This window comes from Nonomuraea sp. NPDC051941, assembly GCF_044593615.1.
In genome coordinates this window covers 111,447-123,316 of the sequence record NZ_JBIUCF010000004.1, presented here as the reverse complement: position 1 = coordinate 123,316, position 11,870 = coordinate 111,447, and the positions used below count along the sequence as shown (strand labels likewise).

Sequence of the window (11,870 nt, the reverse complement as noted above, 5' to 3'; positions counted from 1 at the left end):
GGAGGCGCCATGGAACCGCCCAGCGGTTCGTACGCCGACGCCGACGGCGTCAAATATCACTACCTCGACCTGGGGTCGGGACCGGACACGATCTTCCTGCACGGCGGCGGCCCCGGCTGCACCGGGTGGAGCGACTTCGGCCCCGTGGCGCCGCTGTTCGCCGCCGAGCGCCGCTGCCTGATCGTCGACATCCTGCAGTACGGCAAGTCGGAGAAGTGCGTCATCACCGGCCCGATGTGGGACTTCCACGCGGCCAGAACCGTCGCGCTCATGGACGCGCTGGGCGTGCAGCGGGCCGACTTCGTCTGCAACTCCTGGGGCGGCACCATCGCGCTGTGCCTGGCCGCCCGCTACCCCGACCGGGTGCGCTCGCTGGTGATCACCGGCAGCATGCCGGTCTTCTACGGCCCGCTCGCGCCCCTGCCCGAGGGCGGCCGCCGCGGCCGCAACGCGCGGGACGTCTACTACGGCGGCGAGGGGCCCACGCGGGAGAAGATGCGCGACCTCATCACCCGGCTGGAGTGGTACGACGGCGACCGGCTGCCGGAGTCCACGCTGGACCTGCGTTACGAGCAGAGCCTGGACCCGGAGGAGCGGGCGCTGGCCGCCATGTCCGACTCGCCGCGCGGCGAATGGCAGGACCTCACCGCCGAGCTGGCCGAGATCCGGGCGCCGGCGCTGTTCATGTGGGGCATGCAGGACGCGTTCCTGACGCCGGACTATCCGCTCATGCTGGCGCGCATGGTGCCCCGGGGCAACCTGTACGTCATGGACCACGCGGGACACCACCTCCAGGAGGAGCGTCCCGAGGCGTACCACGCCGTGGTCACCGGATTCCTGACAGGGGCGGGCCGATGAAGCGACTGCTGATCGCCGCGCCCGCCGTCGTGCTGGCCGTGCTCCTCGCCCGTCTGCTCGCGGCCCGCAGCAACACGCAGGTGCACCGCATCAACCAGGACAAACCCGCTCTCGACCGTTGAAGGTGACGTGACGATGACCATATGGACCGAGTTGAGCCCGTTGAGCCTGAGCGTCTCGTACGTGGACGCGGGGGGAGTGCCGACCCGCAGCCTGCGGGCCGGATCGGGCGAGCCCGTGGTGTTCCTGCACGGGACCAGCGGGCACCTGGAGGCGTTCACCCGCAACCTGGCCGCCCACGCGGAGCAGTACGAGTGCCACGCCATCGACATGCTGGGCCACGGCTACACCGGCAAGCCGGACTATCCGTATGAGATCCCGCGCTATGTCGAGCACCTGCTGGCGTACTTCGACGCGGTGGGCATCGAGCGCGCGCACATCGTGGGGGAGTCGCTGGGCGGCTGGGTCGGCGGTCGCGCCGCGATCGACCACCCCGACCGCGTGGCGAGCCTGCAGCTGCTCTGCGCGGGCGGCACCGTCGCCAACCCGCAGGTCATGGAGCGCATCAGGACGAGCACGCGCGAGGCCGTGCTCAGCGACGACGCGGAGCTCACCCGCAAGCGGCTGCGGCTGCTGATGGCCGACCCGGCCGACGCCACCGAGGAGCTGGTGGAGGTGCGCCACGCCATCTACCACGAGCCCGCGTTCGTGGCAGGCGTCGACAACCTGCTCTGCCTGCAGGACATGGAGACCCGGCAGCGCAACATCCTGCGCCCCGGCGACCTGGCCGGGATCTCCCAGCCGACGCTGATCGTCTGGGGCCGCAAGAACCCGTTCGGCGACGTGCCGGAGGCGACCGCCATGCACGAGGCCATCGCGGGCTCGCAGCTGGAGCTGTTCGAGGAGTGCGGCCACTGGCCCCAGCACGAGCAGGCCGCGCGCTACAACCCGCTCAGCCTGTCCTTCCTGGCCAAGAGCTCGGCGGCGGGCTTCTCCGGTCGGGCGTCGGGCCGATGACGCGCGCGGCGCGCTTCCACGCGTGGGGAGCGTCCCCCGTCGTGGAGGACGTCCCCGAACCCGCGTACGAGCCGGGCCGGGTGCTGGTCGAGGTCAAGGCGGCGGCGCTGGGCCATCTGGACCTGACCGTCGCCACCGGGTCCTTCGCGATGAAGCCGGCCCTCCCGTACGTCGGCGGCGTGGAGGCCAGCGGCGTGGTCCTGGAGGCGGACGACCTGGCCCCCGGCACGCAGGTGCTCCTGCGCGGGGGCGGGCTGGGCCTGCTGCGCGACGGCTGCTGGACCGAGCGGGTCAGCGTCAGCCCCAAGGCCGTCAGCCCGCTGGCGGAGCCGCTGCCCCATGAGGTCGCCGCGTCGTTCTTCGTCCCGGCCACCACGGCGTACGTCGCCCTGCACGACGTCGCCCGCCTGGAGCCGGGGGAGGAGGTCGTCGTGACCGGCGCCACCGGGGCGGTCGGCGCGATGGTCGCCCAGCAGGCGCGGCTGGCCGGGGCCACGGTGACCGGGCTGGTCGGGCGGTCCGACCAGCTCGATCGGGTGCCCGAGGGGGTGCGCGGCGTGGCGGCCGACGACGCCGCGGCGGTCGCGGAGCTGGCCTCGGCGCGCTCGGCGTCCCTGCTGGTCGACACGCTCGGAGGCGCCGGCCTGGTCGAGCGCACGCGCTGGGTCCGACCCGGCGGCCGGGCCGTCGTCATCGGGTACGTGCTGGGCGCGTCCGTGACGGTCGATCTGCCGTCGTGGCTGCTCGACGACGTGGCGCTGCTGCCCGTGAACATGGTCCGGCACGAGCGCCGGGCGCGCGAGGTGGCCCCGTCGCTGGTCGGCCGCCTGGCCTCCGGCGAGCTCGGCGTGGAGGTCGAGCGGTTCGACCTGGCCGAGATCGCCAAGGCCCTGGAGCTGTTGCGCGAGGGCCGGGTACGCGGGCGTGCGGTCGTCACGTTCGGATAGCCGCCGGGCCCGTTCCGCTCAGCGAGACAGGGCCGTTGTCCGGAACGGACAGGGGCCCGATTATCGGGCAATGGCTCTTATGCACTCCCCGTCGTCACCTGACGTCAAGCCCCTGGCCATCGTCCCTTCACCCGAGCACGACGCGGCGGCGAACAGCGTACTGGGCAAGGTGCGGCTGATCCTGGAGGCCTTCGGCCCCGACGACGAGAGCCTGGGCCTGTCCGAGATCGTCCGCCGCACCGGCGTGGCCAAGGCGTCGGTCCACCGGCTGGCCCAGGAGCTGCTGCAGTGGGGCCTGCTGGAGCGGCGCGGGTCCGAATACTGGCTGGGCATGCGCCTGTTCGAGATCGGGCAGCGCGTGCCGCGCCAGCGGATCCTGCGGGAGGCGGCGCGGCCCTTCATGGAGGACCTCTACCAGGCGACGGGGGAGACCATCCACCTGGCGGTGCTGGACGGGCTGGAGGTCATCTACCTGGAGAAGGTCTCCGGCCACGGCCAGGTGTCCAGGCCGTCACGCGTCGCCGGGCGCATGCCGCTGCACTGCACGGCGACCGGCAAGGCCCTGCTGGCGTTCGGCCCGGCGGCCCTCTTCGGCGACGTCGTGGCCACCCCGCTGGCCCGCGTGACGCCGCGCACGGTCACCGCCCCGAAGCTGCTCGCCCAGGAGATCCAGCAGGCCAGGAAGGCCGGGTACGCCGTCGAGCGGGAGCAGACCCGGGTCGGCTACCTCAGCGTGGCGATCCCGCTCACCGGGGCCACCGGGACCATGGTCGCCGCGCTGTCGGTGACGGCGCCGACCTTCCGCGCCGACGTCAACAAGTACGTGGGCCTGCTCAGCATGGTGAGCAGGCGCATCACGAAGTCGATCATGGCCGCCGACGGCGGCCGGACCTGATCAGGCCGTCAGGAACGCCGCCACGGCCGCCGCGACCTCGGCGGGCTTGTGCTCCATGAGCGGGATCGTGCCGCCCTCGACGACGGCCGACGTCACGCTCGCCGCCCCGGTGAGATGCTCCCGGAGCGGGGTCATGTTCGGCAGCGCGAACGGGTCCGCGGCGCCCGCCAGCAGCAGCACGGGCGCCGTCACCAGGCCGATCCTGTCCTCCATGACGTAGCGCGCGCACGCCCGGTGGCCTTCGGCCGGATCGACCCCCGGCGCGAGGGCGTCGCGGACGAACCGGTCGAGGAGGCCGGTGACCGGTTCGGGATAGTACGGCTGCCGCAGCCGCCACAGCTTGACCAGGTGGTCGCCCTCCGGGGACGGCTCGGCCTCGTCCACCCCCGGGCCGTGCGCGTGGGAGGCGCGGTAGCGGGCGTCCGCCCACGGGGCCGACGACAGCACCAGCAGGTCCACCCGCTCCGGCGCGGACGCCGCCAGCTCGACGGCCACCGCGCCGCCGGTGTGGTGGCCGAGCACGTCGGCCCGCTCGATGCCGAGGCCGTCCAGCAGCGCCAGCGCACCGGCCGCGAACAGCTCGATCGTGTGGGGCGCCGGGGGCTTCGCGCTGGCCCCGAAGCCGACCATGTCCATGGCCAGGACGCGCCGGTGGGGCGCCAGCAGGGGCATCAGCTCGCGGAACTCGTCCCACGATCGGGGGGTCTGATGCAGGAGCAGCAGGGGTCGCCCTGTGCCCTGCTCGGCGTAGTGGAGCTGGCCGAAGGGCGAGTCGGCGTACCCGAAACGCGGCGGCGCCGTGATGTCCAAGGGGTCCTCCCTCATGCCGGGTCGTCACCTGATCTTTACATCGGTCCGCCCGGCGAAACCTATACATTCCAGACGTTCTGCACTATTCATGGGACAAATGGAAAGTGGTCGCGAGGGGAGTTCCGATGTCCTCACAGGTGTTCGTGGCGGCGCCGGCCGGCCCCGACGATGAGGAGGAATACCCCAATTCGGTGCTCGGCAAGGCTCAGTTGATCTTCGGGGCGTTCGAGTCGGGGGCGGTCCAGCTCCGGCTCACCGAGCTCAGCCGGCGCTCGGGGGTGCCGAAGGCGTCGGCGTACCGGCTGGCGCAGGAGCTGGTGCAATGGGGGTTGCTGGAGCGCAAGGGGGACTCCTACCAGCTCGGCATGCGCATGTTCGAGCTGGGCCAGCGGGTGCCGGTCTCCGCCGTGCTGCGCCGCGTGGCCCGGCCCCTCCTCACCGACCTGTTCGCCGCCACCAGGGCGACCATCCACCTGGCGGTCCTCGACCGCGGTCACGTGCTCTACGTGGAGAAGGTGGCCGGGGAGCAGAACGTGAACACCCACTCCCGGGTGGGCGGGCGCCTGCCCGCGGCGTGCACGGCGACGGGGAAGGCCCTGCTCGCGAACCTCCCCGACCTCGAGGAACGGCTGCGCCGCCTCGCCCGGACCGGCCTGCCGCGCCTGACGCCGCGCACCATCGCGTCCGTGGAGGACCTGCGCCGGCAGCTCGCGGTCGTCAGGGAACGGGGTTACGCCATCGAGAGGCAGGAGATCCTGCTGGGCTTCGGCAGCATCGCCGTGCCCGTCGCGGGGGCCGATGGAACGGTCCTCGCGTCCGTGTCGGCCGCCGCGCCGCTGTCGCGCCTGGTGGCGAAGCGGCTGCTGCCCGGGCTGTTCGCGGCGGCCGACGGCATCTCCCGCGCCGTCGAGCGGGAGTGCTGACGATCATCCTCAGAAGGCGGTGCGCATCCAGCCGGCCGACGCCTGCGCGCTCTCGTACGGGTCGGCGATGTCGGGCCGGTCCACCTCCACCATCAGCCACCCGTCGAACGCGTCGGGCAGGTTGCCGATGATGCCGGTCAGGTCGAGCTCACCCCGCCCGGGCTCGACCCAGAGCCCCGCGAGCACGGTCTGCCGGTAGTCCCACCCCTTCTCGCGGCCCTCGGCGGCGACGCTGAGCCGGCAGTCCTTCACGTGCACGAAGGGGATCCGCTCGGCGTAGTCCTTCACGAGCCGGGCGACGTCGGCGCCCGCCCACGCCAGGTGGCCCGTGTCGGGCAGGAAGCCGAGCCGGGACTCCGGCAGGGCCTCGAGCACCGCCCGGCCCTCCTCCTCGGTCTCGACCCACGTGCCGACGTGCGGGTGCAGGCACGGCCGGACGCCCTCGGCCACCATGGCGTCGCAGATCCGCCCGATCAGCTCCGTCACCGCCTCGACGCGCGAGGGGTCGGCGTCGTGCCCCTGCGCGGGGGTCAGGACGCGCGGCGCCTCCTTGCCCATGCCCAGGCCCAGGCCGATCTCGGTCAGGCCGAGCCGGGCCTGCGTGCGCGCGACCTCGGCGGCGGCGGCCACGACGGTGTCCTCGTTGCCGTCCCTGCCGTCCGAGCGGCAGGGGAAGTAGCCGGGCGCGAGCGCCAGGCCGACCTCGTCCAGCAGCGCTTGGTACTGCTCGACGTCGAGGCCGGCGGGCACCTCCGACATGACGTGGTCGAACCCGGCCCGCTTGATCTGGGTCAGCAGCTCCTTCGGCGCGGGGGCCAGCGACGGGTCCAGCCAGCCGTCGGCGCTGGCCATCCACTGGATCGGGTTGAGCGCGATCTTCGCGGTCATTCGGTTTCCTTTCCGTTGTCGGCAAAGTGGCAGGCGGCCCGCTGGCCGGTGGCCGTGAGGGTGAGCTGAGGGTCGATCTCCGTGCAGATCGTCCGTTCCGGGTTGACCAGCGGGCCTATCGGGCACCTGGTGCGGAACCGGCAGCCCGAGGGCGGGTTCGCGGGGCTGGGTAGGTCGCCGGGGAGGACGATGCGCTCGCGCGTGCGCGCGGAGACCGACGGGACGGGTGAGGACGACATCAGGGCGGCGGTGTAGGGGTGCTGCGGGTTGCCGTAGACGTCGGCGGCGTCGCCGTACTCCACGATCCGGCCCAGGTACATGACCGCGACGGTGTCGCTGAGGTGCCGCACCACCGACAGGTCGTGGGCGATGAACAGGTAGCCGAGCCCGAGCTCGTTCTGCAGCTGCTCCAGCAGGTTGATGATCTGCGCCTGGATCGACATGTCCAGGGCGGAGACCGGCTCGTCGAGGATGAGCGCGCGCGGCTGCCTGGCCAGCGCGCGGGCGATGCCGATCCGCTGGCGCTGGCCGCCCGAGAACGCGTGGGGGTAGCGGTCGAGGTGCTCGGCGCGCAGCCCGACCTGCGCCATCAGCGACCGCGCCGCCTCCTCGCGCTCCCGCCGGCCGACGCCCCTGAACGCGAGCGCCTCGGACAGCGACTGCCTGATGGTGCGGCGCGGGTTCAGCGACGCGTACGGGTCCTGGAACAGGTACTGCACCGAGGACCTGACCCGCCCGAGATCAGCCTGCCCCATCGTGCTCACGTCGGCGCCGTCCACGAGGACCGATCCGCCGGAGACCCGGTTGATCCCGACGATGCTCCTGGACAGCGTCGACTTGCCGCAGCCGCTCTCGCCCACCAGCCCGAGCGTGCGACCGGCGTGCACCGACAGGCTCACCGAGTCGACCGCGTACACGGGCGGGTCGCGGTGGAACAGCCCGCGCCGCCGGGACCCGACGTCGATCCGCAGGTCGCGCACCTCGAGGACGGGCGTCGTGGCGTCCGCCACGGCCGCTTCTGGGGTGTGGACCGAGATGTCGGCGGGGGGTGGCTCTGGGTCGCGGACCGAGACGTCGGTGGTGGCGCGCTGCGCGACGAAGCAGGCCGCCGACTGCCCGTCGGTGCCGATCTGGAGCAGCTCCGGCGGCTCGTGCTCGCAGACGTCCTCGGTGAAGCGGCACCGGGGGGCGAACGGGCAGCCGGGCGGCGGCGCGGCCGGGTCGGGCGGTGCTCCCGGGATCGCGGGCAGCGGCTGCCCGATCCGGTCGTCGTCGAGGCGGGGCATGGCCGCCAGCAGCGCCGCGGTGTAGGGGTGCCGCGGCTGCTCGAAGACCTGCTCGACGGTGCCCTTCTCGACCGTGCGGCCGCCGTACATGACGACGACGTCGGTGCAGAGCTCGGCCACGACCCCCATGTCATGGGTGATGATCGCGATGGCGATGCCGAGCTCGGTGCGCAGCCGGGCGAGCAGGCGCAGGATCTGCGCCTGGATGGTCACGTCGAGGGCGGTCGTGGGCTCGTCCGCGATCAGCAGCGCGGGGTCGTTGGCCAGGGCGATCGCGATGACGACGCGCTGGCGCATGCCTCCGGAGAACTGGTGCGGGTAATGGTCGATCTTCGTCCGGACGTCGGGGATGCCGACCTGGTCGAGCAGCTCGATGGCGCGCCTGCGCGCGGTCTGCCTGTCGACCCCGTGCAGCGTCATGGCCTCGGCGATCTGGTCGCCCACCTTCATGACGGGGTTGAGCGCTGCCTGCGGGTCCTGGAAGACCATCGCGACCTTGCTGCCGCGGCGGCGCCGCATCTCGCGTTCGGGCAGGGCGAGCAGGTCCTCGCCGCCGAGCCGTACGGAGCCGGCCACGACCTCGCCCGGCGGGCGCAGCATGCGCATGATGGAGCGCGCCGTCACGGACTTGCCCGAGCCGGACTCGCCGACGATGCCGAGCACGTCGCCCGGGTAGATGTCGAAGCTGACGTCGTTGACGGCCTTGACGCCGCCGTTCCTCAGCCGGAACTCGGTGCGCAGGCCTTCGACCCGCAGCAACGGCACGTCCTTCGCCGTCACGGGGGCCAGGGGTTCGGTGGAGGTCACCGGCGGTTCACCGCCTCGTTGAGCGCGTCGGACACCAGGCTGAAGCCCACCGCCACCAGGAGCAGCAGAAGGGCGGGGCCGACGATGTAGGTGGGGGACTGGGTGACGAACCGCAGCCCGTTGTTCAGGAGCACGCCGAGCGAGGGCGTCGGCGGCTGCACGCCGAGGCCGACGATGCTCAGCCCGGCCTCGATGTAGACGCCGACGACCATCCACACGGCCGCGTTGACGACGGCCGAGTCCATGGCGTTCGGCAGGACGTGCCGGACCAGGAGCTGCGGGCGGGAGACGCCGAGCACCCGGGCGGCGAGGACGTACTCCCTGCTCTGCTGGGCCAGCCAGGCGCCGCGGGCCAGCCGGCCGGCGGTGGGCAGTCCGCTGATCAGGATGGTCAGGAACAGCGCCGGCCAGCCCGGCCCCAGGATGGCCACCAGGCAGATCCCCAGGATCAGGCCGGGGAAGCCGATGATCACGTCGAGCAGCCGCTGCACCGCCGACCCCAGGTGCTCCGACAGCGCGCCGCTCAGCCCGAGCAGGACCCCGATCGCCATGCTGAGCGGCACCGCGGTGAAGATCAGGCTGAGGTCGATGCGCAGGCCGTAGACGCTGCGGACGAAGATGTCGCGGCCGAACTCGTCCACGCCGAAGATGTGCCCGGCCGAGATCCCGGTCAGCGCCTCGCGGCCCTGCTCGTCGTACCCGCCGGGGAAGAGCACGGGGGCGAGCAGGGCGGCCAGGCTCATGACGGCGAGGATCGACAGCCCGATGACGCCCTTCGGCGTGCGGAACGCCGACAGGTAGCGCGCCAGCGTCGGGTTCAGCCGGCGTGCGCGCGGGATTCCCCCTTCGAGCGGAATGTCTGCCATGCCTACGCTCCCAACGTGATCCGGGGGTCGAGTGCTGCCAGGATCATCTCGGTGAGGATCTGGCAGATCACCGCCACGAAGACGACGGCCAGGATCAGCACCTGCAGCACGGTGAAGTCGCGGGTCTGCACGCTGGAGACGGCGAGCTGGCCGAGGCCGTTGCGGTTGAAGATCGCCTCGATGATGACGGCGCCGGCGAGCAGGTTGCCGACCTGCAGGCCCACCGCGACGACCGCGGTGCCCACGCTGTTGCGCAGCACGTGCCGGATCGTGATCCGGGCGCCCGAGGCTCCCTTGCTGAGCGCGAGGTCCACGTAGTCCTCGTTCCTGGCGACCAGCATCTCCGCCTGCAGCAGCCGGGCCACGACCGCCGCGGGCGGCAGCGCCAGCGCGATCGCCGGCAGGATCAGGAACTGGAAGCCGATCACCGGGTTGTCGAGGAAGGCGACCTCGCCGCTGACGGGCAGCCAGCGGTTCAGCACGCCGAAGACGAGGATCAGCCCCAGCCCCGTGACGAACGACGGGACGGCCACGAGGACGCTGTTGACCAGGTCGAGGCCGGCCCGGGCCCAGCGGCTGCGGACCGAGCCGACCACGACGCCCAGGGCTGTGCCGATCGCGATGACCAGCAACGTGGCCAGGGCGGCCAGCTCGACCGTGCTCCCCAGCCGGTCGCCGATGAGGCTCGCGACGCTGCGTCGCAGCAGGTAGGACTGGCCGAGGTCGCCCTGGAGCAGCCCGGCCATCCAGTCCGCGTACTGGATCACCAGGGGGCGGTCCAGGCCGAGCTGCTGCCTGATCGCGGCGATGTTGGCCGCGGTCGGGTCGGCTCCGGCGAGCGTGACCGCCACGTCGCCCGGCGCCAGCCGGGGCAGGGCGAAGGCCACGATCGAGCTGGCCAGCAGCACGAACACCAGCGAAGGGAGCTTGCGTATCAGGAACCGGACCATCGTCCTGCCTCCGGTTACTTGGACAGCCAGGCCTGGCTGAGGTCGAGGAAGCCCATCTGCGTGGACTTGATGCCGTTCACGGAGTTCGCGCGCAGGGTGAGGGTGGGTCGGGTGACCAGCGGGAGCACGAACGCCTGGTCGATGAAGTAGGCGTCGTAGTCGCGCAGGGCCTTCTGCTGGTCCTCCGTGGTGCTGGCGCTGGTGACCGCCTTGACCAGCTTCGTGTACTCGGGGCTCTTGAAGTGCGAGACGTTGCCGTCCGCCAGCAGCTCCGGCCGGCTCACGACGGCGGTCGCGGGGGACAGACCGTTGCTGTTCTGCATGAGGAAGGCGGGGGCGCCCAGGTCCTTCTTGGCGATCCTGGCGTCGTAGTCGGCCACGGGCACGACGACCGGGTTGGCGTTCAGCCCCACGGCGGCCAGGTTGTTCTTGACGATCTGGAAGACGCCGGTGGCCTCGGGCGAGTTCAGCGTGAGCACGTCGAACGAGACGTTCTTCACCCCCGCCTCGGCCAGCAGCTGCTTGGCCTTGTCCGGCTGGTAGGTGTACTGCTTGGCCTGGGCGGCGTCGTAGCCGACCGTCGAGGCCCGCCACGGCACGTTGGTCGGGTCGGCCTGGCCGCCCATGACCTGCTGCACGATGCGGTCGCGGTCGATCGCGTAATGGACCGCCTGGCGCACGGCCTTGTTGTCGAACGGCGGCTTGGTCACGTCGAACGCCAGCGGGATGGCCGCGCCGCCCGAGGTCACGAGGGAGAAGCCCGGCTGCTGGCTCAGGGTCCTGGCGTCCAGGGCCGCCATGCCGACGCCGTACTGGACGCGGCCGCTGCGGATGGCCGCGACCATGGCCGTCGGGTCCTTGATCAGGTTGATCTCGATCGTGTCGAGCTGGGTGCCCGCCGCGTCGCGGTAGCCCGCGTACTTGCCGAGCACCAGCTTGCCGCCGGGAGTCCACGACTTCCACGTGAAGCGCCCGGTGCCGTCGACCTTCGTGCCCGCGGCATAGTCGCCGTAGGAGTCCTTGTTGAGGATCGGCATCGTCTCGAAGAGATCGAAGATGTTCGGCAGCGGCTGCTTGAACGTCAGCGTCAGCTCATGCTCGCCCTTGGTCTTCATGTCGGAGATCTGGGCGGCGATCGACTGGTTGGCCGCGCCGGTCGCCGGGTCCTGGACCTTCTGGATGGCGAAGACGACGTCGTCCGCGGTCAGCTTGCGGCCGCTGTGGAAGGTCACGTCGTCGCGGAGCTTGAGGTCCAGGCTCTTGCCGTCGGGGGCCAGGGTCCACGACTCGGCCAGGACGCCCTTGGGCTGCCCGGTCTTGCCGTCGATGAGGGTCAGCGTCTCGAAGACCGCGTACTCCGCCACGACGTTGCCGAAGGAGGTCTTGAGGAACGAACCCGGGTCGGCGTCGCTCGTCTGGGCGACGACGAGGGTGCCGCCCCCGCGCACCGGGCCTGTACTCGCGCTCGCGGAGTTCCCGATGGCGCCCTGGTTGGCGGCGCTGCACGCGGCGGAGGCGAGCATGGCCGCGCCGGTGGCGCCAGCGGCGAGACGACGGCGCCATACTGACTTCGTCAGTGACATAGGTACTCCTCGAGACAATCTGGGGGCGTGCGGTGTAACG

At 71.9% G+C, this 11,870-nt stretch carries 12 protein-coding genes; 6 read left to right on the top strand and 6 right to left on the bottom strand.

Annotated elements, in window-relative coordinates:
* Positions 1-9: 9 nt before the first annotated feature.
* From ACIHFD_RS09730 to ACIHFD_RS09710, 5 genes are all read left to right on the top strand, one after another.
* Positions 10-858 carry an alpha/beta fold hydrolase gene (locus ACIHFD_RS09730; protein WP_397366383.1) on the top strand — a complete coding sequence of 283 codons (849 nt, stop codon included), beginning with the start codon at positions 10-12 and terminating at the stop codon, positions 856-858.
* Positions 855-980: a hypothetical protein gene (locus ACIHFD_RS09725; protein ID WP_355200272.1), complete on the top strand. Its 126-nt coding sequence runs from the start codon at positions 855-857 to the stop codon at positions 978-980. Before ACIHFD_RS09730 ends, ACIHFD_RS09725 begins: the two co-directional genes overlap by 4 nt.
* 13 nt (positions 981-993) lie before the next feature.
* Positions 994-1,875, top strand: a complete 882-nt coding sequence (locus ACIHFD_RS09720; RefSeq protein WP_397366382.1) for an alpha/beta fold hydrolase — start codon at positions 994-996, stop codon at positions 1,873-1,875.
* Complete coding sequence (locus tag ACIHFD_RS09715; protein WP_397366381.1) at positions 1,872-2,822, top strand: zinc-binding alcohol dehydrogenase family protein; 951 nt, start codon at positions 1,872-1,874, stop codon at positions 2,820-2,822. The genes ACIHFD_RS09720 and ACIHFD_RS09715 overlap by 4 nt, the downstream gene beginning before the upstream one ends.
* Positions 2,823-2,892: 70 nt before the next feature.
* Entirely contained in the window at positions 2,893-3,717 is an 825-nt protein-coding gene (locus ACIHFD_RS09710) for an IclR family transcriptional regulator (protein WP_350727480.1), read from the top strand.
* Here the strand turns inward: ACIHFD_RS09710 and ACIHFD_RS09705 are convergent, their stop codons facing one another.
* Positions 3,718-4,527 carry an alpha/beta fold hydrolase gene (locus ACIHFD_RS09705; RefSeq protein WP_397366380.1) on the bottom strand — a complete coding sequence of 270 codons (810 nt, stop codon included), beginning with the start codon at positions 4,525-4,527 and terminating at the stop codon, positions 3,718-3,720.
* 125 nt (positions 4,528-4,652) lie between these two features.
* On the opposite strand from ACIHFD_RS09705, the gene ACIHFD_RS09700 reads away from it, so the two are divergent.
* Positions 4,653-5,450 (top strand): IclR family transcriptional regulator, encoded by a 798-nt coding sequence (locus ACIHFD_RS09700; RefSeq protein ID WP_397366379.1) that lies wholly within the window; start codon positions 4,653-4,655, stop codon positions 5,448-5,450.
* Between the two features lie 9 nt (positions 5,451-5,459).
* Here ACIHFD_RS09700 and ACIHFD_RS09695 read toward each other — a convergent pair whose 3' ends face one another.
* From ACIHFD_RS09695 to ACIHFD_RS09675, 5 genes are read right to left on the bottom strand one after another with little or no spacing between them, the layout of a single operon-like run.
* The gene (locus ACIHFD_RS09695) at positions 5,460-6,338 is read right to left on the bottom strand and encodes a sugar phosphate isomerase/epimerase family protein (RefSeq protein ID WP_397366378.1); all 879 of its coding nucleotides are present in this window, start codon (positions 6,336-6,338) and stop codon (positions 5,460-5,462) included.
* Positions 6,335-8,431, bottom strand: coding sequence for a dipeptide ABC transporter ATP-binding protein (locus tag ACIHFD_RS09690; protein WP_397366377.1), 2,097 nt, complete (start codon positions 8,429-8,431; stop codon positions 6,335-6,337). Before ACIHFD_RS09690 ends, ACIHFD_RS09695 begins: the two co-directional genes overlap by 4 nt.
* On the bottom strand, positions 8,428-9,297 hold the full coding sequence (locus ACIHFD_RS09685) for an ABC transporter permease (RefSeq protein ID WP_364248579.1): 870 nt from the start codon (positions 9,295-9,297) through the stop codon (positions 8,428-8,430). The genes ACIHFD_RS09690 and ACIHFD_RS09685 overlap by 4 nt, the downstream gene beginning before the upstream one ends.
* 2 nt (positions 9,298-9,299) lie before the next feature.
* Positions 9,300-10,247, bottom strand: coding sequence for an ABC transporter permease (locus ACIHFD_RS09680; protein ID WP_350727485.1), 948 nt, complete (start codon positions 10,245-10,247; stop codon positions 9,300-9,302).
* A 14-nt stretch (positions 10,248-10,261) separates the two neighbouring features.
* Positions 10,262-11,830 (bottom strand): ABC transporter substrate-binding protein, encoded by a 1,569-nt coding sequence (locus tag ACIHFD_RS09675; protein WP_397366376.1) that lies wholly within the window; start codon positions 11,828-11,830, stop codon positions 10,262-10,264.
* Between the last annotated feature and the right edge of the window lie 40 nt (positions 11,831-11,870).

Coding starts and splice junctions, on each gene's coding strand:
- ACIHFD_RS09730 (WP_397366383.1), top strand. CDS start 10: ATGGAACCGCCCAGCGGTTCGTACGCCGACGCCGACGGCGTCAAATAT.
- ACIHFD_RS09725 (WP_355200272.1), top strand. CDS start 855: ATGAAGCGACTGCTGATCGCCGCGCCCGCCGTCGTGCTGGCCGTGCTC.
- ACIHFD_RS09720 (WP_397366382.1), top strand. CDS start 994: ATGACCATATGGACCGAGTTGAGCCCGTTGAGCCTGAGCGTCTCGTAC.
- ACIHFD_RS09715 (WP_397366381.1), top strand. CDS start 1,872: ATGACGCGCGCGGCGCGCTTCCACGCGTGGGGAGCGTCCCCCGTCGTG.
- ACIHFD_RS09710 (WP_350727480.1), top strand. CDS start 2,893: ATGGCTCTTATGCACTCCCCGTCGTCACCTGACGTCAAGCCCCTGGCC.
- ACIHFD_RS09700 (WP_397366379.1), top strand. CDS start 4,653: ATGTCCTCACAGGTGTTCGTGGCGGCGCCGGCCGGCCCCGACGATGAG.
- ACIHFD_RS09695 (WP_397366378.1), bottom strand. CDS start 6,338: ATGACCGCGAAGATCGCGCTCAACCCGATCCAGTGGATGGCCAGCGCC.
- ACIHFD_RS09685 (WP_364248579.1), bottom strand. CDS start 9,297: ATGGCAGACATTCCGCTCGAAGGGGGAATCCCGCGCGCACGCCGGCTG.
- ACIHFD_RS09680 (WP_350727485.1), bottom strand. CDS start 10,247: ATGGTCCGGTTCCTGATACGCAAGCTCCCTTCGCTGGTGTTCGTGCTG.
- ACIHFD_RS09675 (WP_397366376.1), bottom strand. CDS start 11,830: ATGTCACTGACGAAGTCAGTATGGCGCCGTCGTCTCGCCGCTGGCGCC.